Annotated in this window: 23 protein-coding genes and 1 pseudogene; 11 read left to right on the top strand and 13 right to left on the bottom strand. The window is 71.5% G+C overall.

Features of this window, described 5'->3' with window-relative positions; genetic code table 11:
- Positions 1-8: 8 nt before the first annotated feature.
- From CRYAR_RS09060 to CRYAR_RS09030, 7 genes are all read right to left on the bottom strand, one after another.
- Positions 9-2,051, bottom strand: a complete 2,043-nt coding sequence (locus CRYAR_RS09060) for a bifunctional aldolase/short-chain dehydrogenase (RefSeq protein ID WP_157017518.1) — start codon at positions 2,049-2,051, stop codon at positions 9-11.
- Complete coding sequence (gene rhaI, locus CRYAR_RS09055) at positions 2,039-3,208, bottom strand: L-rhamnose isomerase (RefSeq protein WP_035849822.1); 1,170 nt, start codon at positions 3,206-3,208, stop codon at positions 2,039-2,041. The genes CRYAR_RS09060 and rhaI overlap by 13 nt, the downstream gene beginning before the upstream one ends.
- Before the next feature lie 12 nt (positions 3,209-3,220).
- The gene (locus tag CRYAR_RS09050; protein WP_035849819.1) at positions 3,221-3,541 is read right to left on the bottom strand and encodes an L-rhamnose mutarotase; all 321 of its coding nucleotides are present in this window, start codon (positions 3,539-3,541) and stop codon (positions 3,221-3,223) included.
- A 75-nt stretch (positions 3,542-3,616) separates the two neighbouring features.
- A complete protein-coding gene (rhaS, locus tag CRYAR_RS09045) occupies positions 3,617-4,690 on the bottom strand; it encodes a rhamnose ABC transporter substrate-binding protein (protein ID WP_035849816.1) in 1,074 nt (357 codons plus the stop codon).
- A 28-nt stretch (positions 4,691-4,718) separates the two neighbouring features.
- Positions 4,719-5,747 carry an ABC transporter permease gene (locus CRYAR_RS09040; protein WP_051569952.1) on the bottom strand — a complete coding sequence of 343 codons (1,029 nt, stop codon included), beginning with the start codon at positions 5,745-5,747 and terminating at the stop codon, positions 4,719-4,721.
- Entirely contained in the window at positions 5,744-7,030 is a 1,287-nt protein-coding gene (locus tag CRYAR_RS09035; RefSeq protein ID WP_063725687.1) for an ABC transporter permease, read from the bottom strand. The genes CRYAR_RS09040 and CRYAR_RS09035 overlap by 4 nt, the downstream gene beginning before the upstream one ends.
- Positions 7,027-8,544, bottom strand: coding sequence for a sugar ABC transporter ATP-binding protein (locus CRYAR_RS09030; protein WP_035849813.1), 1,518 nt, complete (start codon positions 8,542-8,544; stop codon positions 7,027-7,029). Before CRYAR_RS09030 ends, CRYAR_RS09035 begins: the two co-directional genes overlap by 4 nt.
- Before the next feature lie 222 nt (positions 8,545-8,766).
- Between CRYAR_RS09030 and CRYAR_RS09025 the strand changes: the two genes are divergently transcribed.
- Positions 8,767-9,765: a LacI family DNA-binding transcriptional regulator gene (locus CRYAR_RS09025; protein ID WP_035849811.1), complete on the top strand. Its 999-nt coding sequence runs from the start codon at positions 8,767-8,769 to the stop codon at positions 9,763-9,765.
- Between the two features lie 138 nt (positions 9,766-9,903).
- A pseudogene (locus CRYAR_RS44535) lies at positions 9,904-10,956 on the top strand (phosphatase PAP2 family protein); the annotation flags it as partial.
- Between the two features lie 41 nt (positions 10,957-10,997).
- Here CRYAR_RS44535 and CRYAR_RS49480 read toward each other — a convergent pair.
- The gene (locus tag CRYAR_RS49480) at positions 10,998-11,792 is read right to left on the bottom strand and encodes a TetR/AcrR family transcriptional regulator (protein ID WP_035849809.1); all 795 of its coding nucleotides are present in this window, start codon (positions 11,790-11,792) and stop codon (positions 10,998-11,000) included.
- A 21-nt stretch (positions 11,793-11,813) separates the two neighbouring features.
- On the bottom strand, positions 11,814-12,593 hold the full coding sequence (locus CRYAR_RS09010; protein WP_035849806.1) for an HAD-IIA family hydrolase: 780 nt from the start codon (positions 12,591-12,593) through the stop codon (positions 11,814-11,816).
- A 33-nt stretch (positions 12,594-12,626) separates the two neighbouring features.
- On the opposite strand from CRYAR_RS09010, the gene CRYAR_RS09005 reads away from it, so the two are divergent.
- A complete protein-coding gene (locus CRYAR_RS09005; protein WP_035849805.1) occupies positions 12,627-13,667 on the top strand; it encodes a PHP domain-containing protein in 1,041 nt (346 codons plus the stop codon).
- On the opposite strand, the gene CRYAR_RS09000 is transcribed toward CRYAR_RS09005, so the two are convergent.
- The gene (locus CRYAR_RS09000) at positions 13,644-14,021 is read right to left on the bottom strand and encodes a DoxX family protein (RefSeq protein ID WP_051569951.1); all 378 of its coding nucleotides are present in this window, start codon (positions 14,019-14,021) and stop codon (positions 13,644-13,646) included. The two genes, CRYAR_RS09005 and CRYAR_RS09000, sit on opposite strands and share 24 nt — an antisense overlap.
- Positions 14,022-14,122: 101 nt before the next feature.
- Between CRYAR_RS09000 and CRYAR_RS08995 the strand changes: the two genes are divergently transcribed.
- The 6 genes from CRYAR_RS08995 (at position 14,123) to CRYAR_RS08970 (ending at position 18,449) form a co-directional block, all read left to right on the top strand.
- The gene (locus tag CRYAR_RS08995; RefSeq protein ID WP_035849801.1) at positions 14,123-14,338 is read left to right on the top strand and encodes a hypothetical protein; all 216 of its coding nucleotides are present in this window, start codon (positions 14,123-14,125) and stop codon (positions 14,336-14,338) included.
- Positions 14,339-14,383: 45 nt separating this feature from the next.
- Complete coding sequence (locus tag CRYAR_RS08990; protein WP_035849799.1) at positions 14,384-15,556, top strand: XdhC family protein; 1,173 nt, start codon at positions 14,384-14,386, stop codon at positions 15,554-15,556.
- A 111-nt stretch (positions 15,557-15,667) separates the two neighbouring features.
- The gene (locus tag CRYAR_RS08985) at positions 15,668-16,351 is read left to right on the top strand and encodes a lysophospholipid acyltransferase family protein (protein WP_035849796.1); all 684 of its coding nucleotides are present in this window, start codon (positions 15,668-15,670) and stop codon (positions 16,349-16,351) included.
- The gene (locus CRYAR_RS08980; protein ID WP_051569950.1) at positions 16,338-16,757 is read left to right on the top strand and encodes an STAS domain-containing protein; all 420 of its coding nucleotides are present in this window, start codon (positions 16,338-16,340) and stop codon (positions 16,755-16,757) included. Before CRYAR_RS08985 ends, CRYAR_RS08980 begins: the two co-directional genes overlap by 14 nt.
- 1,174 nt (positions 16,758-17,931) lie before the next feature.
- On the top strand, positions 17,932-18,111 hold the full coding sequence (locus tag CRYAR_RS08975; RefSeq protein WP_035849794.1) for a hypothetical protein: 180 nt from the start codon (positions 17,932-17,934) through the stop codon (positions 18,109-18,111).
- The gene (locus CRYAR_RS08970; RefSeq protein WP_211247350.1) at positions 18,108-18,449 is read left to right on the top strand and encodes a DUF3817 domain-containing protein; all 342 of its coding nucleotides are present in this window, start codon (positions 18,108-18,110) and stop codon (positions 18,447-18,449) included. The genes CRYAR_RS08975 and CRYAR_RS08970 overlap by 4 nt, the downstream gene beginning before the upstream one ends.
- A gap of 46 nt (positions 18,450-18,495) precedes the next feature.
- Here the strand turns inward: CRYAR_RS08970 and CRYAR_RS08965 are convergent, their stop codons facing one another.
- The 3 genes from CRYAR_RS08965 to CRYAR_RS08955 all read right to left on the bottom strand — a co-directional run bounded on the left by CRYAR_RS08965 (position 18,496) and on the right by CRYAR_RS08955 (position 21,639).
- Positions 18,496-20,304 carry a bifunctional 3'-5' exonuclease/DNA polymerase gene (locus CRYAR_RS08965; RefSeq protein WP_063725685.1) on the bottom strand — a complete coding sequence of 603 codons (1,809 nt, stop codon included), beginning with the start codon at positions 20,302-20,304 and terminating at the stop codon, positions 18,496-18,498.
- A 123-nt stretch (positions 20,305-20,427) separates the two neighbouring features.
- Entirely contained in the window at positions 20,428-21,375 is a 948-nt protein-coding gene (locus CRYAR_RS08960; protein WP_035849788.1) for an aldo/keto reductase, read from the bottom strand.
- 9 nt (positions 21,376-21,384) lie between these two features.
- On the bottom strand, positions 21,385-21,639 hold the full coding sequence (locus CRYAR_RS08955) for a DUF6158 family protein (RefSeq protein ID WP_051569949.1): 255 nt from the start codon (positions 21,637-21,639) through the stop codon (positions 21,385-21,387).
- Positions 21,640-21,881: 242 nt separating this feature from the next.
- On the opposite strand from CRYAR_RS08955, the gene CRYAR_RS08950 reads away from it, so the two are divergent.
- Both CRYAR_RS08950 and serA read left to right on the top strand, forming a co-directional pair.
- Entirely contained in the window at positions 21,882-22,259 is a 378-nt protein-coding gene (locus CRYAR_RS08950; RefSeq protein ID WP_035849785.1) for an STAS domain-containing protein, read from the top strand.
- Between the two features lie 10 nt (positions 22,260-22,269).
- Entirely contained in the window at positions 22,270-23,469 is a 1,200-nt protein-coding gene (serA, locus tag CRYAR_RS08945; protein ID WP_035849782.1) for a phosphoglycerate dehydrogenase, read from the top strand.
- The last annotated feature ends 25 nt before the right edge of the window (positions 23,470-23,494 follow it).

The raw sequence follows: 23,494 nt of genomic DNA, 5'->3' as shown, positions 1-23,494 counted from the left end.
AGACCCGGTCACCTCAAGAAGGCAGCCGCGACGCCGGCGTCGACCGGGACGTGGAGCCCGGTCGTGTGGGTCAGCTCGCCGCCGACGAGCGCGAACGCCGCGTTGGCGACGTGCTCGGGCAGGACTTCGCGCTTGAGCAGCGTGCGCTGGGCGTAGTACTGGCCCAGCTCCTCCTCCGGCACGCCGTAGACCGCGGCGCGCTTGGCCCCCCAGCCACCGGCGAAGATGCCGGAGCCGCGGACGACCCCGTCGGGGTTGATGCCGTTGACGCGGATGCCGTGCGCTCCGAGCTCGGCGGCCAGCAGCCGGACCTGGTGGGCCTGGTCGGCCTTGGCCGCGGAGTACGCGACGTTGTTCGGCCCGGCGAACACCGAGTTCTTGGACGAGATGTAGATGATGTCGCCGCCCATGCCCTGGGCCGTCATCACCCGGGCCGCCTGCTGAGCGACCAGGAACGAGCCCTTGGCCAGGACGTCGTGGAGCAGGTCCCAGTCGGCCTCGGTGGTCTCGGCGAGCGGCTTGGAGATCGAGAGGCCGGCGTTGTTGACGACGAGGTCGACGCCGCCGAACGCGAGCGCCGCCGCGTCGAAGGCGGCCTGCACGCCGGCCGCGTCGGTGACGTTCGCGGCGACGCCGATCGCGACATCGGTGGTGCCGAGTTCCTCGGCGGCCGCGGCGGCCTTCGTCGCGTCCAGGTCGGCGATGACCACGCAGGCACCCTCGGCCGCGAACCGGGCCGCGATCGCCTTGCCGATGCCCGACGCCGCGCCGGTGACCAGCGCGACCCGGCCGACCAGCGCCTTGGGCTTCGGCGCCCGCCGGAGCTTGGCCTCCTCGAGCAGCCAGTACTCGATGCGGAACTTCTCCGACTCGTCGATCGGGGCGTACGTGGAGATCGCCTCGGCGCCACGCATCACGTTGATCGCGTTGACGTAGAACTCCCCCGCCACCCGCGCGGTCTGTTTGTTCGCCCCGAAGCTGAACATGCCCACGCCGGGGACCAGCACGATCGCCGGGTCGGCGCCGCGGATCGCCGGGCTGTCCTCGACCCGGTACCGGTCGTAGTAGGCCTGGTAGGCGGCGCGGTACTCGGCGTGCAGCTCGGTGAGCCGGGCCGTGATCTCCTCGACCGTGGCACTGGCGGGCAGGTCGACCACCAGTGGGCGGACCTTCGTGCGCAGGAAGTGGTCCGGGCAGGACGTGCCCAGCGCGGCCAGCGGCGCCAGCTTCTCCCGGGACAGGAACTCCAGCACCACGTCGGTGTCGGTGTAGTGCCCCACCTGCGGCTTGTCCGTCGACGCCAGGCCACGGACCACCGGCGCGAGCGCGGCGGCCTTGGCGTGGCGCTCTTCCGGGTCGAGCGGCTCGAAGCCTGCGACGACCGGGCCGAAAGGCTCCGCCGCTCCCTGCGCGGCGATGTAGGCCGCCGCGGTCTCGATGATCCACCGCGAGTTGGCTTCGGCCTCTTCGCTGGTGGCGCCCCACGCGGTGATGCCGTGCCCACCCAGGACCGTGCCGATCACACCGGGGTTCCCGGCCTTGATCGCCGCGATGTCCAACCCCAGCTGGAAACCCGGACGCCGCCACGGCACCCAGGCGACCTTCCCGCCGAAGATCTCCGCGGTCAGCTTCTCCCCGTCCGCCGCGGTCGCGATCGCGATCCCCGAGTCGGGGTGCAGGTGATCGACGTGCGCGGCGTCGACCAGGCCGTGCATCGCGGTGTCGATCGACGGCGCCGCCCCGCCCCGCCCGTGCAGGCAGTAGTCGAACGCGGCGACCATCTCGTCCTCGCGGTCCACGCCCGGGTAGACGTCGACCAGGCTCCTCAGCCGATCGAGGCGCAGCGCGGCCAGCCCCGACTCCGTCAGCGTGCCCAGGTCACCGCCCGAGCCCTTCACCCACAGCAGCTCCACCGGGCCACCGGTGACCGGGTCGACGTCGGTGCCCTTGGCCGACGTGTTCCCCCCGGCGTAGTTGGTGTTCCGCGGATCGGCGCCCAGCCGGTTGGACCGTGCCAGCAGCGCCGCGACTGTCTCGTTCATGCTCCCCATCCCGCTTGGGTTCCGCCGATGCGCTCGGCGACGATCTTCTCGGCGTACCCGGAGCGCCGGTAGGCGCCCATCGGGTCGGGGTCGAGCCCCTTCTCCTCCCGCAGCGAGGCCAGCAGCGGGCGCACGTCGGTGTTGTAGGCGTCCATGAACACGGCGTTCGCGCCGAGCACGTCGCCTTCGGCCTGCGCAGCGGCCAGCGCCTCGCGGTCGACGAGCAGCGCCTTGGCCGTCGCTTCCTGCACGTTCATCACCGAGCGGATCTGACCGGGGATCTTCGGCTCGATGTTGTGGCACTGGTCGAGCATGAAAGCGATCTCGTCCATCGCGCCGGGATCGCGGTCGAAGCCGCCTCCGCGCAGCACCTCGAACAGGATGCGGAACAGCTGGAACGGGTCCGCGGCACCGACCATCAGGTCGTCGTCGGCGTAGAAGCGGGAGTTGAAGTCGAACGCGCCGAGCTTCCCGGCCCGCAGCAGCACCGCGACGATGAACTCGATGTTCGTGCTCGGCGCGTGGTGTCCGGTGTCGACGCAGACGACGGCCTTCTCGCCGAGCGTCAGCGTGTGCGCATAGGCGGTGCCCCAGTCCGGCACGTCGGTGGCGTAGAACGCGGGCTCGAACAGCTTGTACTCCAGCAGCATCCGCTGGTGGTCACCGAGCCGGGCGTAGACCTCGGCCAGCGCCGCGGCCAAGCGGTCCTGGCGCTCGCGGATGTCGTCCTGACCCGGGTAGTTGATGCCGTCGGAGAACCAGAGCTTCAGGTCGCGCGACCCGGTCCGGTCCATGATGTCGATGCACTCGAGCAGGTGGTCGGTGGCCTTCCGGCGAACGCCGGCGTCCGGGTTGGTCACGCTGCCGAGCATGTAGTCGTTGTCCTGGAACACGTTCGAGTTGATCGTGCCCAGCGTGACGCCCTGCTCCTGGGCGAAGCGGGCCAGGTCGGCGTAGTCGTCGGTCTTGTCCCACGGGATGTGCAGCGCGACCGTCGGAGCGGCGCCGGTGTACTTGTGCACCTGGGCGGCGTCGGCGACCTTCTCGTACGGGTCGCGCGGGACGCCGGCCTGGGGAAAAACCTTGAACCGGGTCCCGGAGTTGGCGAACGCCCACGAGGGCAGCTCGATGTGCTGGCGGTTGAGTACGTCGGTCACTCGGGACATGGCGCCGTTCTTTCAGTCGAGGTGGAACACTTCGGGGACGATCAGGAAGCCCTCGTCCGGGCGGCGATCGCCGAGGCCGACGAAGAACGGCCCCATTTCCGCCTGCCAGCGGGCGTTCACTTCTTCGCCGGCCATCCCGGCCAGGCCCGCGGCGTAGTCCTCGGTCTCCAGGTAGCCGATCAGAAGACCGTCGTCCTTCAGGAACAGCGAGTAGTTCGTCCAGCCGTGCCTGGTCAAAGCGGCAAGCATCTCCGGCCACACCGCAGCGTGCCGCTCCCGATACTCATCGAGCCGTGACGGATCAACCCGGCCCAAAAGACAAACCCGCTGCATTTTTGTCCTTCGTATGAACCTGGAGCCCGCTGAGGGCCTCGCTGCCGGGCAGCGTGGCCCTCAGCGGGCCGCCCACTAGAAGTTGAACTGGTCGATGTTTTTGGTGTCGAAGACCTGGGGCGGGCCGAGGAGGATGGCTCCGTCCTTGCCGAGCGTGTACTCGCCCAGCTCACCGGCCTTGAACTTCTCGCCTTCCGCGCCGGTGATCTGCCCGGAGGCCAGCGCGGCCGCGGTGTACGCGCACAGGTAGCCGAGCTTGGCCGGGTCCCAGAGCTCGAACTCCTTGACCGTGCCGTCCTTGACGTACTGACGCATCTGGTTCGGCGTGCCGAGACCGGTCAGCTGCACCTTGCCCTTGTACGGCGAGCTCGACAGGTAGCGAGCGGCCGCGGCGATGCCCACCGTGGTCGGCGAGATGATGCCCTTGAGGTCGGGGTACGCCTGGAGCAGACCCTGCGTCTCCTGGAACGACTTCTGGTCGTCGTCGTTGCCGTAGGCGACCTTCACCAGCTGCATGCCCGGGTACTTCTTGAGTTCGTCCTTCATGAACTCGATCCAGGCGTTCTGGTTCGTGGCGTTCGGCGTGGCGGACAGGATCGCGATCTTGCCCTTCTCGCCGATCTGCTTGGCCAGGAGCTGCACCTCGGTGCGGCCGAGCGCCTCCGGGTCGGCCTGGTTCACGAACGCGTCCCGGCCGGCGACCGCGGCGTCCGAGTCGAACGTGACGACCTTGACCCCGCGCTGACGGGCCTGGGTCAGCGCCGGGACGATCGCGTTGGCGTCGTTGGCCGAGACGCAGATGCCGTCCTGGCCCTGCTGGGTCAGCGTGTTGATGTACTGGACCTGCGAGGAGGCGCTCGCGTCGGAGGGACCGACCTCCTTGTACGTGCCCTTGAACTCGGTGACCGCCTTCTCGCCGCCCTTGTCGGACACCGTGAAGTAGGGGTTGTTCACCTGCTTGGGCAGGAACGCGATCTTCAGCCCCTCCTTGAGAGGAGCGTCCGGGTTCGCCGAAGCGGACGAGGCCGGGCCCGCCGACGCGTTGTCGGTGGAGTCCTTGGTGGTGCCACCGCAGGCGGCCGCGGCGAGCGTCACCGCGACCAGCGCGGCGGAGAACGCAACGCTTCTCCGTGCACGGAGCAACATCATTGTCGGTCCCTTTCGGGTGGTGGGGGGGTTAGGAGGAAAGTTTTCGCAGTCGCAGGCGCTCGCGGGCCCAGGTGACGGCGTTCGGCGCGAGCACGGAGAAGATCAGCAGCCCACCGGTGACGAGCATCAGCGTCTCGGTCGAGACGTCGTCGAGGATCAGCGCGTTGCGCAGCACCCCCACCAGCAGAACCGCCACGAGGACGCCGGGCAGCGTGCCGCGTCCGCCGAAGATCGAGACCCCACCGAGCAGGACGGCGGCGACGACCGTGAGCTCCAGCCCGTTCGCGTTGTCGGCGCGGGCGCTGGAGAACCGGAACGTGTAGATGACCGCGGCCAGGCCGGCGAACGCGCCCGACGCCACGAACAGCCAGAACGTGATCCGCTTGACCCGGATGCCGGCGAAGCGGGCCGCCTCCTTGTTGGAGCCGATCGCGTAGAGCGAGCGGCCGATCGGCGTCGCGTGCAGGATCACGCCGACGACGATCGCCAGCACGATCACCAGGATCGTCGGGTACGGGATCAGGTCGGCGAAAGTCTTGCCGGGCCAGGACGTGTAGCTGACCGGGAAGTCCGCGACGGCTTTGTCGCCGAGCAGCACGTAGGCCATACCGCGGTAGAGCGCGAGCGTGCCGATCGTCACCGCGAGGCTCGGCAGGCCGACGACCGTCACCAGGAAGCCGTTGAGCGCACCGGCGATCGCGCCGACCACGATCGTCAGCGGGATGATCGTCTCGATCGACAGCCCGGCGTTCCAGAGCACGCCCATCAGCGCGCTGCACATGCCGAGGTTCGAGGCGATCGAGAGGTCGATCTCCCCGATCACGACGAGCAGCGTCAGGGTCAACGACAGGATCGCGATCTCGACGATGTCGAGCTGCGCGTTCGCGAGGTTGAACGAGTCGGCGAACCCGTCCACGCCGAAGCCGGCGACCAGCACCGCGAAGATCAGCAGCGCGGTGATCGCGCCCTCCCACGAGAGCAGCCGGCGCAGCGGCGAGTGCTCCGCGAAGGAGGCCGGCGAACTCGTCTCCGGCGGAGGCAGAACCGTGGTGCTCATCGTGTGCCTCCCTGGGCGACGTCAGCGGCGGCCTCGCCCGCGGGGGCCCCGTCGGCGGGCGTGGCGCCCGGCCCCTTCGCACCCGCACCAGGCGGCGCACCACCGGCGCCGTCGGGGCTGGGCGCGGCGGCAGCGCCGTCAGAGCTGGGCGCGGCGGCAGCGCCGTCACGGGTAGGTGTACCGGTAGCGCCGTCGGCCGGGAGCGTCGTCGCGCCGCGGCTGGCCGACGCGCGGAGGGCGCGTTCGGCGCGGAGGGCAAGCACCCGGTCGAGGGTGATCGCGAGGAGCAGCAGCGCACCGTCGATGGCCCGCTCCCAGAGCGCCTCGACCTTCAGCACGACGAGCGCGCTGCCGATCGTCGACAGCAGCAGTGCACCGAGCGCGGCACCCACGACGGTGCCGCTGCCACCGAAGATCGCCACCCCGCCGACGACGACCGCCGCGACGACGTTCAGCTCGAACCCGGTCGCCGCGGTGGCGTCGACCGTTCCGTACCGCGCGGCCCAGAGCACACCGGCGATGCCGGACAGCGTCCCGGTCAGCACGAACGCGACGAACAGGCGCCGGCCGACGGGAATGCCCGCCAGCCGGGCGGCGTCCGGGTTGGACCCGATCGCGTACAGCTCGCGACCGGAGCGCAGGTTACGCATTCCCCAGGCGGCGAGAGCGAGCAGCACCAGCGCGATCAGCGGCAGGATCGGGATCCCGAGCACCGAGCCGCTGCCGATCTTCAGGAACGCCGACGGCATGTCGGCGGCGTTGACCTGCCGCCCCTCGGCGAGCCAGTAGTCGGCCCCGCGGAACACGTACATCGTGCCGAGCGTCACCACCAGCGCGGGGATCCGGCAGACCGCCACCAGCACCCCGTTGATGACCCCGCACACCGCGCCGATCAGCGTGCCGACGAGGAACGCGACGACGATCGGCACCTGGTGGTCGGCGAACAGCAGACCGGTGACGAACGCCGAGAGGCCCAGCACCGAGCCGACCGACAGGTCGATGTTGCGGGTGACGACGACGAGCGTCTGGCCCACCGCCAGTAACCCGACGATCGCGGTGTTGAGCAGGATGTCCTTGAAGCTCTGCACCCCGATGAACCGCGGGTTGACGATCGCGGTGACGCCGAAGAGCAGGAACAGCGCGACGACGAGGCCCAGCTCACGAGCGCGAGCGAGCCGCCCCAGCAGCGCGGCCGCCGACCGTTGCTTCTCCGCGACGGCGGGCAGGCCCGGGCCCGCGCCGCCGGTGCCGCCCGGCCCACCGGCCACGATCGGCGCGCTCATGCCGCACGCCCCGGACGGCCGACGGCGGCGGAGAGCACGGTCTCCTCGGTGGCCTCGGTGCGGTCGAGCTCGGCGGCGAGCCGGCCTTCACGCATGACCAGCACCCGGTCGGCCATCCCGAGCACCTCCGGGAGCTCGGAGGAGATCATCAGCACCGCGACCCCCTCGGACGCCAGCTGGGAGAGCAGCCGGTGGACCTCCGCCTTGGTGCCGACGTCGATGCCCCGGGTGGGCTCGTCGACGATCAGCACCTTCGGAGCGGTCGCCAGCCACTTGGCCAGGACGACCTTCTGCTGGTTGCCGCCGGAGAGCACCCCGACGGCGTCGGAGAGCCTGCGGTACTTGAGCTGGAGGCGGGTGGCCCACTCCTTGGCGCGGGCCCGCTCCGCGCGGCCGCCGAGCAGACCGAAGCGCGCGAGCCCGCCCAGCTGCGTCATCGTGGCGTTGCGCTCGATCGAGAGCTCCATGACCAGGCCCTGTTGGCGGCGGTCCTCCGGGACGAGCGCGAGGCCGGCGTCGATGGCTTTGGCCGGCCGCCCGGGCTTGAGCGCGCTGCCCCGGACCGTGACCGAGCCGGCGTCGTAGCCGTCGATGCCGAACACGCACCGGGCGACCTCGCTGCGGCCGGAGCCGACCAGCCCGGCCAGCGCGACGATCTCGCCCGCGCGCACCTCGAACGACACGTCGGTGAAGACGCCCTCACGGGTGAGGCGCTCGACCTTGAGCGCGACCTCGCCGGGCGTCGTGTCGAGCTTCGGGAACAGCGCGTCCAGGTCCCGCCCGACCATCCGGCGGACGAGCTCGTCCTCGGTGACGTCGGCCAGCGGGTCGGAGGAGACGAACTTGCCGTCACGCAGCACCGTGACCCGGTCGCAGAGCGCGTAGACCTCGTCGAGGCGGTGCGAGATGAAGACCAGCGCCGAGCCGCTCTCCCGGAGCGTGCGCGCGACCGTGAACAGCCGCTCGACCTCGCGGGACGAGAGCGCAGCGGTCGGCTCGTCCATGATGATGACCCGCGCGTTCAGCGAGAGCGCCTTCGCGATCTCGACCAGCTGCTGGTCGGCGATCGAGAGGCCGCTGGCCGGGCGGTCCGGGTCGAGCGCGACCCCGAGGCGGGCGAACAGCGCCTCCACCTGGGTGCGCATCGCCTTGCGGTCGATCGCGCGGAAACGGCCGAGCGGCTGGCGGCCCATGAAGACGTTCTCGGTCACCGAGAGATCGCCGAAGAGCGTCGGCTCCTGGTAGATCACCGCGATGCCGGCGTCACGCGCGGCGGCCGGGTCGGCGAACGTCACGTCCTCGCCGTCGAGGCGGACCACGCCGGCGTCGGGCTTGTGCACGCCCGCGAGGATGCGGACCAGAGTGGACTTGCCGGCACCGTTCTCCCCCATGAGGGCGTGCACCTCGCCGGGGTGGAGGTCGAGCGAGACGCCGTCGAGCGCACGCAACGCCCCGAACGTCTTGCCCACCCCCTCCAGGGAGAGCAGCGGCCGGGCGGGCTCGCTGTTGGTCACGGGACACGCTCCGTTGCAGGTCTCTTCGTCACGGAAATGAATCGTTTCAATGCGGTGGCGATGACCGTATGAGTGAGCGCCGTCACGTGTCAATGGTTTCGCCTGCGTGACATTCCCGTGACTCGGCGCCGCTTCCGGCGTCGGTGGCAGAAAGTGGTTGAGACGTTTCAAAAACCCCCTGGCAGCCAGTACGCTCGCGCAGATCACCACGGGAGGCGCCAGATGGGGACGACGAGCATCCGCGAGGTCGCGGAGCGAGCCGGCGTGTCGGTCGGGACCGTCTCCAACGTGCTCAACCGCCCCGACGCGGTGGCCCCGGCGACCCGCGAACGCGTCCGCCGGGCGATCGACGACCTCGGGTTCGTCCGGAACGAGTCGGCCCGCCATCTGCGCGCCGGGCGCAGCCGCACGCTGGGCCTGGTGGTCCTCGACGTCACCAACCCGTTCTTCACCGACGTCGCCCGCGGCGTGGAGGACGCCGCGAACGACGCCGGGCTCGCGGTCATCCTCTGCAACTCCGACGAGCGGCGCGACAAGGAGCAGGCCTACCTCGATCTGCTCGAGGAGCAGCGCGTCCAGGGCGTACTGATCACGCCGGTCGACGTCGACGGCGACCGCCTGTCCCGGCTGCGCCGGCGCGGTGTCCCGGTGGTGCTGCTCGATCGGCACGCCGGCGAGGGCGACTACTGCTCGGTCGCGGTGGACGACGTCCTCGGCGGCGAACTGGCCGCGGCCCACCTGCGCGACCTCGGCCACGAGCGCATCGCCTACGTGAGCGGGCCGATGAGCCTCGCGCAGTGCGCCGACCGGTACCGGGGCGCGATCGCGGGCGGCGAGCTGGAGATTCTCGCCGGGACGGCGTTGAACGTCGCCTCCGGCCGGGACGCCGGCGAGCGGCTACTCGGGCTGCGCACCCCTCCGACGGCGGTGTTCTGCGCCAACGACCTGCTGGCCCTGGGCGTCCTGCAGGTGATGGTGGCCCGTGGGCTGTCGGTCCCGGGTGACATCTCGATCGTCGGTTACGACGACATCGAATTCGCCGCCGCGGCCGCGGTGCCGCTCAGCTCGGTGCGTCAGCCCCGGCATCTGCTGGGGCGCACGGCGGCGGAGCTGCTGGTCGCGGAGGCCGACGCGGCGGGGCCGCACGTGCACCGCCAGGTGCGGTTCTCCCCCGAACTCGTGGTTCGGGCGTCGAGCGGGCCGCCCAAGCCGGCCCTGTGACGAACAACATGTACTAAGCAACTTTGCAGAATCTGAAAATAAGTGCGACCGTAACTTTGTGACCAGCAATGATGCCGGTCCAGCTGCTTCGCTCTGGAGACTACTTTGCATTGCGCAGTAGTCTCCCATGCGAAGGAGGTGGGCCGGGTGCGAAATGACGTGGTGCAGCGCGCGTTACGCGAGGTGCCGTTGATCGCCGCGCTCTATCTCGCGTACGCGGGCGGGCGGGTGGTGGCCGCGCGTCTCACCGGCCCCGCCTTCGACCACGCCGAGTCGGTGTGGTCGTTCGAGCGGTGGCTGCACCTACCGAGTGAGCACAGCGTCCAGCAGGCCGCGCTGCACTGGCAGGCGCTCGTCGAGTTCTTCGACTCCTACTACGCCGGGGTGCACTTCCCCGCGACCGTGGCCGCGCTGGTGTGGCTGTTCGTCTGGCACCCCGAGCGGTACCCGTGGTTCCGCCGGACGCTCGCCTGGCTGACCGGGTTCGCGCTGGTCGGGCACGTCCTCTACCCGCTGGCGCCGCCGCGGATGCTGGCCGGCCACGGCATCGTCGACACCGCGCACGTGTACGGGCAGTCCGTGTACGGGCCGGTCGGCACCGGGGTGGCCAACCAGTTCGCCGCGATGCCGTCGCTGCACGTGGCGTGGGCGGTGCTGGTCGCGCTCGCGGTCGTCCGGGTGGCGCGCGGCCCGTGGCGGTGGCTCGCGGTGCTGCACCCGGTGACCACGGTCGCCGTCGTGATCGTGACCGGGAACCACTACTGGCTCGACGCCGTCGTCGGGTGTGCCCTGCTGGTCCTGGCGCTGGCGATCACCCGCTCCCGGGCTTTCACCGTCCCGGTGGGGGCGGTGGCCGCGGCGGCGGCGCGGACAGTGTCGGTGGCACGCGAGCACGCGTGGCCGATGATGCGGTTCGTCGTCGTCGGCGGGGCGTCGACGCTGCTCTCGGTCGTGATCTTCGTGCCGCTGCTCGCACTCATGCCCTCGGCCGCCGCGAACACCGTGGCCGCGATCATCTCCACGCTGGCCTCCAACGAGGCGAACCGCTCCTGGGTGTTCCGCAGCGACCGCGGCGGCCTCCTGCCCCGGGTGGCCGCGGCCGGCACCGTGCTGATCTCCTACGTGGCCACGACCGGATCGCTGCTCGTCCTCGACCTGACCGTGCCGCACGCGAGCGCCACCCTCGAACTGACCGTGATGCTCGCCGCGTCCGCGGTGGCCGGCCTGGCCCGCTACGTACTGCTGGGCCTGCACATCTTCCCGTCCGCACCCGCGGCCGACGCGGCCGGCGACCCGCTCGAGGCGGCGGGCGCGGGAGGCTCGGGCGGCGCGGAGTCGGCGACCCGGACGGGCGGGGCGGTGCTCGCGGCGCACGGGGCCGGCAGCCCGGCCAGGACGCAGTCGAACGCGCTGTCGATGGCCTCCTCGAGCGCACCCTGATCGCAGCGCTCCGGCGCCAGCGACAGCATCGTCGCGCCGAGCGCGGCCACCGCCACCGCGGCGACCAGCCGCGGGTACGCGTCCCGCTCCGGGTCGAGCCCGGACCGCCGCGCGACGTCCTCGGCCAGGATCCGGCCGAACCCGCGGAACAACTCGTGCGCGATCGGCACCAGGTGCGGCTCGGCACGCAGGATGCGGGCCCGCAGCAGAATCCGCTCGCGATGACCGGCGTCCTTCTGCAGCCCGACCGTGCGCAACGCGGCCCGGAACGCCACCAGCGGATGCGCCCCCTCTGGCTGCTCGGCCAGCGCCGCGGCCAGCCGCTCCGACGGCCCGCTCAGGTCCCCCACCAGCACGTCGCGCTTCGTCGGGAAGTGGTGGTGGAACGATCGCACGCTGACGCCGGCCGCGGCGGCGATCTCGTCGACGGTGGTGGCCTCGAACCCGTTCCGCGCGAACAGTCGCAGCGCGGCGTCCTCCACGACCTGGCGGTTGGCCAGCCGCCGCGCGACGCGACGATCACCGGCCGGACGGGTCGCCAGCCGCCGTTCCGAGCCTTCGCCGCGCCGCTCCATCTCGTCACTCATGGTGCCATGGGCGCGCTCGGCTCAGACCTCGTCGACGAGATCCGCGACCGAGTTCAGGATGCGGGAGGGGCGGAAGGGGAACCGGTTCACGTCCTCGGCCCGGGTGACGCCGGTCAGCACGAGAACGGTCTCCAGCCCGGCCTCCATGCCGGCGATGACGTCGGTGTCCATCCGGTCGCCGATCATCACCGTGCTCTCGCTGTGCCCGTCGACCGCGTTGAGCGCCGAGCGCATCATCAGCGGGTTCGGCTTGCCGACGAAGTACGGCTCGACGCCGGTGGCCTTGCTGATCAGCGCGGCGACCGCCCCGGTGGCCGGGAGCGCGCCCTCGTGCGACGGTCCGGTCGGGTCGGGGTTCGTCGCGATGAACCGCGCACCCCGGTCGATCAGCCGGATCGCGGTCGTGATCGCCTCGAAGCTGTAGTTCCGGGTCTCCCCCAGCACGACGTAGTCGGGGTCGGCGTCGGTGAGGACGTACCCGATCTCGTGCAGCGCGGTCGTGAGACCGGCCTCTCCGACCACGTGCGCCGTGCCGCCCGGACGCTGGTCCTCCAGGAACTTCGCGGTGGCCAGCGCCGAGGTCCAGATCGACTCCGCCGGCACGTTGATACCGGCCCGCTGCAGCCGCGCCGAGAGGTCACGCGGCGTGTAGATCGAGTTGTTCGTCAGCACCAGGTGCGGACGGCCCTTCTCGACCAGTTTCCCGAGGAACTCCGGCGCACCGGGCACCGGGACGCCCTCGTGCACCAGGACGCCGTCCATGTCCATCAGCCAGCAGTCGATGCTCTTGCGCGAGGTCATGGTGCAAGGGTTTCACACAGGTACGGTGAGCTCGTGACGGACGCCACTCGTGACCCGGTCGCCGACCTGCGGCGCATCGCGTTCCTGCTGGAACGCGCACACGAAGCCACCTACCGGGTCCGGGCGTTCCGCTCGGCCGCCGCGGCCGTGGAGAAGCTCGACGCGGACGAGTTGAGCGAGCGCGCCACCGCCGGGACGCTCAAGAAGCTGCCAGGCATCGGCGACGTCACCGCGCGGTGCGTGGCCGAGTCGCTGGCCGGCGAGGAGCCGGTGTACCTGCGCCGGCTGGAGGCCACCGCGGGCACCTCGGTCGACGAGGCCGGGGCCGAGCTGCGCGCGCTGCTGCGTGGTGACTGCCACACGCACTCCGACTGGTCCGACGGCGGTTCGCCGATCCGGGAGATGGCCGAGGCGGCGCGCAGCATCGGCCACCAGTACGTCGTCCTCACCGATCACTCGCCGCGGCTGACCGTCGCCAACGGCCTGTCGGCCGCGCGGCTGCGCGAGCAGCTCGACGTGGTGGCCGAGCTGAACCGGGAGCTCGCACCGTTCCGCATCCTCACCGGCATCGAGGTCGACATCCTCGACGACGGGTCGCTCGACCAGTCCGACGAGCTGCTGGCCCGGCTCGACGTCGTCGTGGCCAGCGTGCACTCGAAGCTGCGTGACCCGGCCGACACGATGACCAAGCGCATGCTGGCCGCGATCGGGAACCCGCACACCGACGTGCTCGGGCACTGCACCGGGCGCCTGGTGACCGGCCGCGAATCCACCGGTCAGGGCAAACGCCCCGAGAGCCAGTTCGACGCCGACGCGGTGTTCGCCGCGTGCGCCGAGCGCGGCGTCGCGGTGGAGATCAACTCGCGGCCGGAACGGCTCGACCCGCCGAAGCGCCTGCTCCGGCTGGCCGTCGAGGCCGGGTGCCACTTCGCGATCGACACCGACGCGCACGCACCGGGCCAGCTCGACTGGCAGCCCTACGGGTGCGCCCGGGCGGCCCAGTGCGGCGTCGACCCCGCCCGGGTGATCAACACCTGGTCGGCCGAGGACCTACTCGCGTGGACGGGCCACTGAGAGCGCCCACGCGATGAGCGGGAACTGCATCGGCAGGCGGCCGTAGGCGATCGCCTTGTACGTCGCGTTCGACGTTCTGCTGGCGTCGACCGCCATCTGCACGTTGGCCGGGTAGACCCCGACGAACAACGCGGCGGACGCGAGCGCCCCGAACCGCCGGGTCCTGGGGATCGCCACCAGCGCGGCGCACGCCAGCTCGGCCGCGCCGCTGATGGCCACCAGCGCCTCCGGGTTGGGCAGGGCCCTCGGGACGATGCGCGTGAACGGCTTCGGCGCGACGAAGTGGAGCACGCCGATCGTCGCGAGCCCACCGGCGAGCAGGACCGGGGACGCCTTCTTCCAGCGGGATGCCATGGGCTCATGTTCGTTCATCCCCACTACCCTGCGCGAGTGGACCCGGGGCCCTCGATCCCGAAGTAACTTTGAGGAAGCATCTCGTCACTGGGAGGAGTCGCGTGCAGCTCGGTCAGGACGCCGGCGGCTTGGAGAACAACCCTCGCGCCATCGTCATCATCGTGTTCGTCATCCTCGCCGGGCTGCTGCTCAACTGGTTCCAGCGCAAGTGGATGAAAGGGATGTCCTTCCGGAACCGGGTGTTTTTCATCGGCATCGGAGCGCTGATCCTCGGCGGCGTGTTCTACGGCTTCGTCTACAACGTGAACGCCGCGTAGCTTCTGCCCCCGGAACGGGTAATAGTGGTGTCGGGGTGATGGCGTATGCGTGAGGTACTCGACGATCTGTTCGGCTGGTGGGACGCCGGTAAGTCGGTAGGCGTCGGCACGGTCGTGGCCACCTGGAAGAGCGCGCCCCGACCGGCGGGTGCGTCGATGCTCGTCGGCCCCGACGGCACCGCGGTGGGCAGCGTCTCCGGCGGTTGTGTGGAGGGCGCGGTCTACGAGCGCGCCCAGGAGGCGATCGCCACCGGCTCGCCCGGCCTGGAGCGCTACGGCGTCTCCGACGACGACGCGTTCGCGGTCGGCCTGACCTGCGGCGGCATCCTCGACATCTGGGTCGAGCGGATCGACAGGGAGTCGTACCCGGAGTTCGGCGACGTGGTGGCCTCGGTCCGCGACGGTGCGCCGGTCGCGGTGGTGACGTGCGTCGCCAGCGCGGCGGCGCCGACCGGTGACGACCGGGTGGGCCACCGGCTGGTGGTCTGGCCCGACCGGGTCGCCGGTTCGCTCGGCTCCGCCCGGCTCGACGAGGCGGTCACCGACGACGTCCGCGGCCTGCTCGCGACCGGTCGCACCACCACCGTCCACTACGGTCACGACGGCGAGCGCCGCGGCGACGATCTGACCCTGTTCGTGTCCTCGTTCGCTCCGCGGCCCCGGATGATCGTGTTCGGGGCGATCGACTTCGCCGCCGCGCTGGCCCGGATCGGCGCGTTCCTCGGCTACCGGGTGACGGTCTGCGACGCCCGGCCGGTGTTCGCCACCGCCAAGCGCTTCCCGGACGCCGACGAGGTGGTCGTCGAGTGGCCGCACCGGTACCTGCGGGCCGAGGCGGACGCCGGGCGCGTGGACGAGCGGGCCGTGCTGTGCGTGCTCACCCACGATCCGAAGTTCGACGTCCCGGTACTCGAGGTGGCACTGCGGATACCCGCCGCTTACGTCGGCGCGATGGGGTCACGACGTACCCACGAGGACCGGTTGCAGCGCCTCCGCGAGGCCGGGCTCACCGCCGAGGAGTCCGCTCGCCTGGCGTCGCCGATCGGGCTCGATCTGGGAGCGCGCACGCCCGAGGAGACCGCGGTGAGCATCGCGGCCGAGATCGTCGCCGGCCGGTGGGGCGGATCGGGGGCGCGGCTGTCCACGTTGAACGCGGCGATTCACCGCGATACGGACCTTCTCCACCGGGACGAAGAGGAACTCTCCGTTACTTTCTAAGTGCCAAGGGTCACTATTTTCCGATGTTGGGCGACGCCCGGCCACCATGCCCCCAAGCTCGGAGCCGTAGGGTTACCCGGAATCACTGCGGTGCCAGAGGAGGAGCTCCCCATGGCGTACGACCTGAGTAAGAAGGTCGGTGGCCCCATCCTCCACCTCGCGTTTCGTCCGTGGGTCGAAGGACGGCAGTACGTCCCGGAGAGCGGGGCGGCCATCCTCGCCTCGAACCATCTCTCGATCATGGACTCGGTGTTCCTGCCCCTCGTCCTCGACCGGGACGTCATTTTCGTGGCGAAGCAGGAGTACTTCACCGGCACCCGCCCGATCGACCGGCTGACCGCCCGGTTCATGCGCAACTCCGGGCAGCTGCCGGTGAACCGGGGCAACAACCGGGCCGCGCAGGAAGCGCTGGACGCGAGCCTCGGCGTCCTGAAGGCCGGTGGCCTGTTCGGCATCTACCCGGAGGGCACGCGCTCCCCCGACGCGCGGCTGTACCGGGGCCGCACCGGGGTGGCGTGGCTCGCGCTGACCGCCGACGTACCGGTCGTGCCGGTCGCGATGCTCAACACCGAGCGCGCGCTCCCGCCCGGCAGCCGGGTTCCGCGGCCGGTGAAGGTCGGAATCCGGTTCGGGCCGCCGATGACGTTCGAGGACTTCAAGGGGCAGGCCGGGAAGGCGAGGGCCCGGCGGGCGGTTACCGACCAGATCGTGGCCGCCATCGGCGAGCTGTCGGGCCAGGAGTACGTCCCCCATTACGCTCCGAAACGGAACGCGGACCCCGATGCCGATACCTGACCGACCGCGGTCGCTCTACGACCGGCACGGAAGGGACGCCGTTAGAGTCGGTGTCGCCGTCTCTGTCCGGAAGGAGCCGACGCTGGACAGCACGCCGTGGTCGCTCACGATCGAACAGGTCGGGAGCGAGACCGTTCTGCGCGCGAGCGGCGCGCTCGATCTCGACACCGCCGGTCGGCTCCGCTCGGCCGCGACGTCCGCGCTCCGGCAGGCGCACTCCGCCCCCACGCTCACCGTCGACCTGGCCGAGGTGACGTTCCTCGACTCGACCGGGCTGGGCGTGCTGGTGACGCTGTGGCACGAGGCCCGCAACGCCGGCGGCAAGTTCCAGGTGTCGCGCCCGTCGCCGACGGCCACCCGGATACTGGAGATCACCGGGGTGGACGCACTCTTCGACCTCGCGTAGGCATTCGAGTAGCCTTCGGGTTGTGCGGTCGCTTCTTCTCTCCCGGCGGTGGCTGGTGCGCCACGCCGTGGCGATCGTGCTGATCGGGATCTGTCTCGGGCTCGCCTGGTGGCAGTGGGGGCGCGCGCATTCACTCAGCGGCACCGCCCAGAACCTGGGATACGCACTGCAGTGGCCGGCATTCGCGGCCTTTGTCGGGTACGCGTGGTATCGCATGCTCCGCCTCGAACTACACCCCCCGACCGAGGCTCCCCGCGCGGTCGGCGCCCGGCGCGGTGGCGCCCGGAGCGGTGGCGCCCGCGCTGGTGGCGCTCGCGCGGTCGACTCCCGTGCTGTCGGCGCCCGTGCTGTCGGCGCCCGTGCTGTCGGCGCCCGCGCGGCCGACGGGTCCAGCACGGAGCGAAGCGGCGCAGGCACGACAACGGCGAACGTGGGCGGTGGGTCGACGGACGGTGGCGCGGCACGGGCTGGCGCGGTGAACGTGAGCGGCACGAGCGCTGCGCCCGCGAGCGGCGAAGGTCCTGCTGCCGCGAGCCCTGGGAGTACCGCTGCCACGAGCGGCGAAGGCGCTGCCACCGCGAGCGGTGAAGGCGCTGATCATGTGAACGCCGCGAGCGCTAGGCCCGTCAACAGCGAAAGCGCTGCTGCCGCGACCCCTGGGAGTACTGCTATCGCGACCGGCGGAGGCGCTGCCACCGCGAGCGGCGAAGGCGCTGCTACTGCCACCGGCGGAGGCGCTGCTACTGCCACCGGCGGAGGCGCTGTCACCGGGAGCGGCGGGCGCGCTGATCATGTGAGCGGCGCGAACGCTGCGGCCGCGAGCAGCAAGAGCGATGCTGCCGCGAGCGCTCCTGTCTCGTGCAGCGAAAGTGCTGCTACCGCGAGCCCCAGGAGTGCTGCTAACGCGGGCGGCGAAGGCACCACGAGCGGCGAAAGCGCTGTTCGTGCGAGTGGCGCGGCCGGTGCGCCCCTGAACGGCGCGACCGGAAGCGGCACGGACGGTGCGACCGGAAGCGGCACGGACGGTGCGACCGGAAGCGGCACGGACGGTGCGACCGGGAGCGGCACGGACGGTGCGACCCTGAGCGGCACGGACAGCGCGACCGGAAGCGGCGCGGATCTTGGTGGCATGGGCGTGGCTGTGGGGGCGGGCGGTCCTGGGGCGGGTGCCGGTGTGGACGGCTCCGGAACCGAGGGAGCGCCGCGGATGGTCCGGGTGCGGCGGCACTACCGGCCGGCGGCGGTGGAGAACGCCGACCCCGCGGACGAGCAGCTGGCCGCCTACAACGCATATCTCGCTTCGCTGAACCCCCCATCGAACCGTGCCCCGAAGACCGAGGAGACCTCTCCGTGAATCCTGGAGTGAAAGCGGCCCTGACCCGCTTCCGGATCGCCGCGTACGTCGTGGGTGTGGGACTGCTGGTGCTCGTGCTGGTGGCGATGCCGCTGAAGTACTTCGGCGACACCCCCGAGGTGAGCTCGATCGTCAGCCCGATCCACGGCTTCCTCTACATGGTGTACCTCGGCGTGACGCTCGATCTGGCGATGCGGCTGCGCTGGCCGGCGCTGAAGATCATCGGCGTGATGCTCGCCGGCACGATCCCGTTCCTCTCGTTCGTCATCGAGCGCCGGGTGCACCGCCAGGCGGTCGCCCGACTCGAGCCACGCGACGGCGTTCCCGCCTCCGCCTAGCACCGCGCGGCCCATTCACGCCTCCGCCCCGGACCGCACGGCCGGTTCACGCGTCCGCGTAGGAGCGGACGACCGCCACGTCGAGCGGGAAGCGCACCGGCGTCTCGCCGAACAGCAGCCGGCGGGCCTCGTCGGCGGCGGCCAGCACGGCCGTGCGGACCTCGTCGGCCATCGGCTCCGGGCAGTGCACGACGACCTCGTCGTGCACGAAGAACACCAGCCGGGCGCCGGCGGCCTCGGTCGGACCCAGCCGCCGCCGTAGCCCGACCAGCCAGATCAGCGCCCACTCCGCGGCTGTGGCCTGCACGAGGAAATTCCGCGTGAACCGCCCCCGAGCGGCGCGCCGCGCCTGATCCGCCGCCCCCGGTTCACCCTCCCCGGCGTCTCCGAAGCCCCCGTCACCACTCGCCCCGTCGCCATGGCCCCCGGCCCCGCCTCCCGCTCCGTCCGTGCCGCCCCCGCCGGACCGGCCACCGATGGCGTCGAGCGCCGGGGCCTCACCGGTGGGGGAACCCTCGCCGCCGGGGTCGGAGAGCCAGGACCGGCCCGGCGGCGGGCAGGTGCGCCCGAGCCGGGAACGCACCAGCCGACCCTCCTCGCCGGCTCGGGCGGCGGAGTCGACCGCGGCCAGCGCGTCGGGAAAACGCCGGCGCAGCACGTGCGCCAAGCGGCCACCCTCCCCGCTCGTCTGCCCGTAGAGCGCGCCGAGCATCCCGAGTTTCGCCCTGGCCCTGTCGTTGTCGAACGCGTCCGCGGCCAGCGCGGTGTATAGATCTCCGGCGGCGGCGAACTCGGCCAGCCGCCGATCGCCGGACATCGCCGCGAGCACCCGCGGCTCCAGCGCCGAGGCGTCGGCGGCGACGAACACGTGGCCCGGATCGGCCACCACGGCCTGACGCACGGCCTTCGGCAGCTGGAGCGCCGCGCCGCCGCGCGTGGCCCACCGCCCCGAGACCACGCCACCGGCTACGTACTCCGGCCGCATCCGCCCGCCCGATACCCAGGTGTCCTGCCAGCTCCAGCCATGGGCGGCGAAGATCCGGGACAGTTCCTTGTACGCGAGGATCGGCGCGACGGCCGGATGCTCGACCCGCTTGAGCACCCAGGAGCGGGTCGACGGGATCTGGATACCGACCCGCCCGAACGCGCGCACGACGTCGGCCGGGGCATCGGGGTTGACCTTCATCCCGCCGAACGCGGCACGCACGTCGGCCGCGAGCTCGTGCAGGCGCGCCGGGAGATCACCGGGGAGCGGCCGCGCCCCGAGCATCGACTCCAGCAGCGCGTCGTGCCGCTCGGCCGACCAGGGCAGGCCGTCGTGCCCCATCTCGGCCGCGGCCAGCGCACCGGCGGACTCGGCCGCGACGAGGAGCCGGAACCGGTCGGGGTGCTCCACCGCGGCGATCCGGCGCAGCTGGGCGCGGTAGACCTCGGCCAGCACGTCGAGGGATTCGGTGGTCTCGACGGTCGCCTCGACGTCGGCGGCGAACAGCACCGGCTGGGTGTCGCGCGGGCGCGGCGGCCGGTCGGGGGGCACCGGCAGGCCCCGGGCCCGGGCCAGCGCGGCGGCCAGCGACCGGGGTTCCCCCCAGTGCCCCTCGTAGCCGACCAGAAGCGACTCGACCAGTTCGACGTCGTGGCACCGCTCGACCCGGACGCCGGCCGCCAGCAGCGCCGGGTAGACGGCCGTGGCGGTGGGCCAGAGCCAGCGCGGCTTCTCCGCGGCTTCTCGTTCGGCGACCGCCCGGGCCAGCGCGGCCCCGTCGGCGCACCACCGTACGGGGCCGGTGACCTGGCCGGCGGCATCGATCTCCGCCAGCCAGCCGCCACCGCCCCACGCCGGAACCAACCCCATCACCACAGCGCCGATGATGCCCCGACCCCCCGACAATTCCGTCGCGGCCCACGCCGGCCGCCAGGAACCAGGCCCACGCCGGCCGCCAGGAACCAGGCCCGCGCCGGCCGCCGGGAACCAGGCTCAGGCCGGCGGTGGCACGAGCTCGTCGAGGGCGGTCAGTTCCGCCGCCGACGGGACCCACTCCCCCGCCGCCGCGTTCGCCCGTACCTGCTCAGGGCTGGTCGCGCCGGCGATCACCGAGCCGCAGCCGGGCTGTGCGGCGAGCCCACCGATCGCGATCTCGAGCAGCGACCGCCCGGCCTCGTCGCCCCACTTCACGAGCGCCTCGACCCGGTCGAGCTTCTCCTCGGTGACGTACCCGTCCCGCCCGGCCAGCCGCGAGTTCTCCGGCACCGGCTGCCCCCGGCGCACCTTGCCGGTCAGCAGCCCGTTGGCCAGCGGGAAGTACGGCAGCACGCCGACGCCGTAGTGCCTGGCCGCCGGCACCAGCTCGCGCTCGACGTCGCGTTCCAGCAGCGACCAGTGGTTCTGCGCCGAGACGAACGGCACCGTGCCCAGTTCGCGGGCGACGTGCGCGGCCTCGGCCAGCTGCCAGCCGGCGAAGTTCGAGTGACCGAGGTAACGGACCTTCCCGTCACGCACCAGCTCGTCGAGAGCGGAGAGCGTCTCGCTGATCGGCGTCACCGGGTCGGGCGTGTGCAGTTGCAGCAGGTCGATGTGGTCGGTGCGCAGCCGCCGCAGCGACTCCTCGACCGCACGCCGGACGTAGGCGCGCCCACCCTTGGCTCCGGCGGCGGCCCCGTACCCCAGGTCGGTGCGCCGGTGGCCGAACTTCGTCGCGAGCACGACCTCGTCGCGGCGGCCGGCGAGCACCTCGCCCAGGACCGACTCCGACGCTCCACCACCCCCGTAGGTGTCCGCGGTGTCGAGCAGCGTGATCCCGGTGTCGAGGGCCGCGTCGACCACCGCGCGCGTGCGGTCGACGTCGAGCCGGCCGCCGAAGTTGTTGCAGCCGAGCCCGACCGCGGACACCAGCAGGCCGGAATTCCCCAGCGGTAGATAGCGCATACCCGGATGCTAGGTCCGCGAGCGCGCCCCCGAACGGAGTCGCCCGGGGTCCACCTCGCGCTGCGGGAAGCGGCGGAGGTACTCGGCCTCCAGTTCCCCGGTCCGCGCGGTGTGCGCGTCGAGCGCGTCGTCCGAACCGTGACGGAGCGTCTCGTGGCGCATCTCGTGCAGGCGCAGCAACTCACGCAGCAGGTCCTCGTCGGCCAGTTGACCTGGTCCTACGCCGGTGGCGCCCGCGCTTCGCGCTTCTCCGCTGATCGTCATCGTTTCTCCCCGAGCTCGAGTGCCTGACGACGTACCCGTGGCGTCGGCGGCTACGCGTTGTGATCTCGCACAAAGTCCCCCGGTGGCGAGGCCGGTCACGTCGTGCAGCGTGGCCGCCACTAAGATGACCGCGAGTCACGCCCCCGTGTGACTCCAGGGTCGAGCAGACGGCCTCCACGCGTTGAGCGACGCGTCGGTCCGCGGTGTCCACGTCACCGCGTCCGCCGCAGGAGGACCCCCGTATGGACAATCGCACTTCTCGTAACGGCTGGCACGCCCCGGAGGCCCGGGTCAGATGCGCGGTCGCGCCCGGCCTCGTCACGATCACGCTCAACGGCGAGATCGACCTCCTGGTGATCGAGTCGCTCGATCAGGCGCTCGCCACCGTCGGTGAAGCCCAGCCCGCCGACGCCGTCGTCGACCTCGGCGGTGTGACGTTCATCGGCTCGCAGGCCCTGAGCTTTCTCGTCCGGCTGCACCACCTGACCGCCGAACAAGGCCGTTTGACGACGTTGCACAACGTTCCGCCGATGGTGCGCAAGGCGATGGTCACCGTCGGTCTCGACCTTCTCTTCGCGCTCGAAGAGGGCGGGATTTCGGGTCAGCGCCCGGGCGAGTGACAATAGGGCCATGCTCAAGGCCCTGCTGCTGGAGAACCTGCACCCCCACGCCGAGGCGATCCTCGGTGCGGCCGGCGTCGAGGTCGACGTCCGGTCCGGCGCCCTCGACGAGTCGGAGCTGATCGACGCGCTGTCCGGCGTCCACCTGCTCGGTATCCGCTCGAAGACGCAGGTCACCGAGCAGGTTCTCGAGAAGGCACCCGACCTGCTGGCGATCGGCGCGTTCTGCATCGGCACCAACCAGATCGACCTGGTCTCCGCGGCCGGTCGCGGTGTCGCGGTCTTCAACGCTCCGTTCTCCAACACCCGTAGCGTGGTCGAGCTCGCGCTGGCCGAGATCATCGCCCTCACCCGGCGTCTGACCGAGAAGAACAACTCGCTGCACGAGGGCGTCTGGGACAAGTCGGCCGAAGGTAGCCACGAGGTGCGCGGACGCCGTCTGGGCATCGTCGGTTACGGCAACATCGGCAGCCAGCTCTCGGTCGTCGCCGAGGCGCTGGGCATGTCGGTCGGGTTCTTCGACACCGCCGACAAGCTCGCGCTGGGCAACGCCCGCCGCTACACCAGCCTCGACGACCTGCTCGACTGGGCCGACGTCGTCACGCTGCACGTGGACGGCCGGTCGGGCAACGCCGGGCTGTTCGGCGAGGCGCAGTTCGCGCGGATGCGCCCGGGCGCGATCTTCCTCAACCTGTCCCGCGGCTTCCTCGTCGACATGGAGGCGCTGCGTGCGCACATGGTCAGCGGGCACCTGGCCGGCGCCGCCGTCGACGTGTTCCCGGAGGAGCCCAAGAAGCGCGGCGACGAGTTCCACTCCGAGCTGCGTGGCCTGCCGAACGTCATCCTGACCCCGCACATCGGCGGCTCCACCGAGGAAGCGCAGGAGGACATCGGCCGGTTCGTCGCCGGCAAGCTGCGCAGCTTCCTGGAGACCGGCAGCACGACGCTGAGCGTCAACCTGCCGCCGCTCAACCTCGACCAGACGCCGGGCACCCACCGGCTCGCGCACCTGCACCGCAACACGCCGGGTGTGCTGGCCACCGTCAACCGGATCCTGGCCGAGCACGGCGTCAACATCGAGGGTCAGCTGCTGAACACGCGCGGCGAGCTGGGCTACGTCGTCACCGACATCCCCGGTGTGCTCTCCGACGACGTGCTCGCGGCGCTCGAGTCGATGCCGGAAACGGTGTGCCTGCGCCAGCTAGGCTGACGCACCGGTCTCGACGGACGGGAGC

This window comes from Cryptosporangium arvum DSM 44712 (genome assembly GCF_000585375.1).
Classification (GTDB): domain Bacteria; phylum Actinomycetota; class Actinomycetes; order Mycobacteriales; family Cryptosporangiaceae; genus Cryptosporangium; species Cryptosporangium arvum.
Note: the sequence above shows the minus strand (reverse complement) of the source record. Positions and strands in the feature narration are given on the sequence as shown.

What these genes read in the sequence shown, in the direction of transcription:
- CRYAR_RS09025 (WP_035849811.1), top strand. Translation starts at nt 8,767, where the DNA reads ATGGGGACGACGAGCATCCGCGAGGTCGCGGAGCGAGCCGGCGTGTCG.
- CRYAR_RS08955 (WP_051569949.1), bottom strand. Translation starts at nt 21,639, where the DNA reads ATGACGATCAGCGGAGAAGCGCGAAGCGCGGGCGCCACCGGCGTAGGA.
- CRYAR_RS08990 (WP_035849799.1), top strand. Translation starts at nt 14,384, where the DNA reads ATGCGTGAGGTACTCGACGATCTGTTCGGCTGGTGGGACGCCGGTAAG.
- CRYAR_RS08980 (WP_051569950.1), top strand. Translation starts at nt 16,338, where the DNA reads ATGCCGATACCTGACCGACCGCGGTCGCTCTACGACCGGCACGGAAGG.
- CRYAR_RS09010 (WP_035849806.1), bottom strand. Translation starts at nt 12,593, where the DNA reads ATGACCTCGCGCAAGAGCATCGACTGCTGGCTGATGGACATGGACGGC.
- CRYAR_RS09060 (WP_157017518.1), bottom strand. Translation starts at nt 2,051, where the DNA reads ATGGGGAGCATGAACGAGACAGTCGCGGCGCTGCTGGCACGGTCCAAC.
- CRYAR_RS09000 (WP_051569951.1), bottom strand. Translation starts at nt 14,021, where the DNA reads ATGGCATCCCGCTGGAAGAAGGCGTCCCCGGTCCTGCTCGCCGGTGGG.
- CRYAR_RS08985 (WP_035849796.1), top strand. Translation starts at nt 15,668, where the DNA reads ATGGCGTACGACCTGAGTAAGAAGGTCGGTGGCCCCATCCTCCACCTC.
- CRYAR_RS09035 (WP_063725687.1), bottom strand. Translation starts at nt 7,030, where the DNA reads ATGAGCGCGCCGATCGTGGCCGGTGGGCCGGGCGGCACCGGCGGCGCG.
- CRYAR_RS09040 (WP_051569952.1), bottom strand. Translation starts at nt 5,747, where the DNA reads ATGAGCACCACGGTTCTGCCTCCGCCGGAGACGAGTTCGCCGGCCTCC.
- CRYAR_RS49480 (WP_035849809.1), bottom strand. Translation starts at nt 11,792, where the DNA reads ATGAGTGACGAGATGGAGCGGCGCGGCGAAGGCTCGGAACGGCGGCTG.
- CRYAR_RS08950 (WP_035849785.1), top strand. Translation starts at nt 21,882, where the DNA reads ATGGACAATCGCACTTCTCGTAACGGCTGGCACGCCCCGGAGGCCCGG.
- rhaS (WP_035849816.1), bottom strand. Translation starts at nt 4,690, where the DNA reads ATGATGTTGCTCCGTGCACGGAGAAGCGTTGCGTTCTCCGCCGCGCTG.
- serA (WP_035849782.1), top strand. Translation starts at nt 22,270, where the DNA reads ATGCTCAAGGCCCTGCTGCTGGAGAACCTGCACCCCCACGCCGAGGCG.
- CRYAR_RS09050 (WP_035849819.1), bottom strand. Translation starts at nt 3,541, where the DNA reads ATGCAGCGGGTTTGTCTTTTGGGCCGGGTTGATCCGTCACGGCTCGAT.
- CRYAR_RS08965 (WP_063725685.1), bottom strand. Translation starts at nt 20,304, where the DNA reads ATGGGGTTGGTTCCGGCGTGGGGCGGTGGCGGCTGGCTGGCGGAGATC.
- CRYAR_RS08960 (WP_035849788.1), bottom strand. Translation starts at nt 21,375, where the DNA reads ATGCGCTATCTACCGCTGGGGAATTCCGGCCTGCTGGTGTCCGCGGTC.
- rhaI (WP_035849822.1), bottom strand. Translation starts at nt 3,208, where the DNA reads ATGTCCCGAGTGACCGACGTACTCAACCGCCAGCACATCGAGCTGCCC.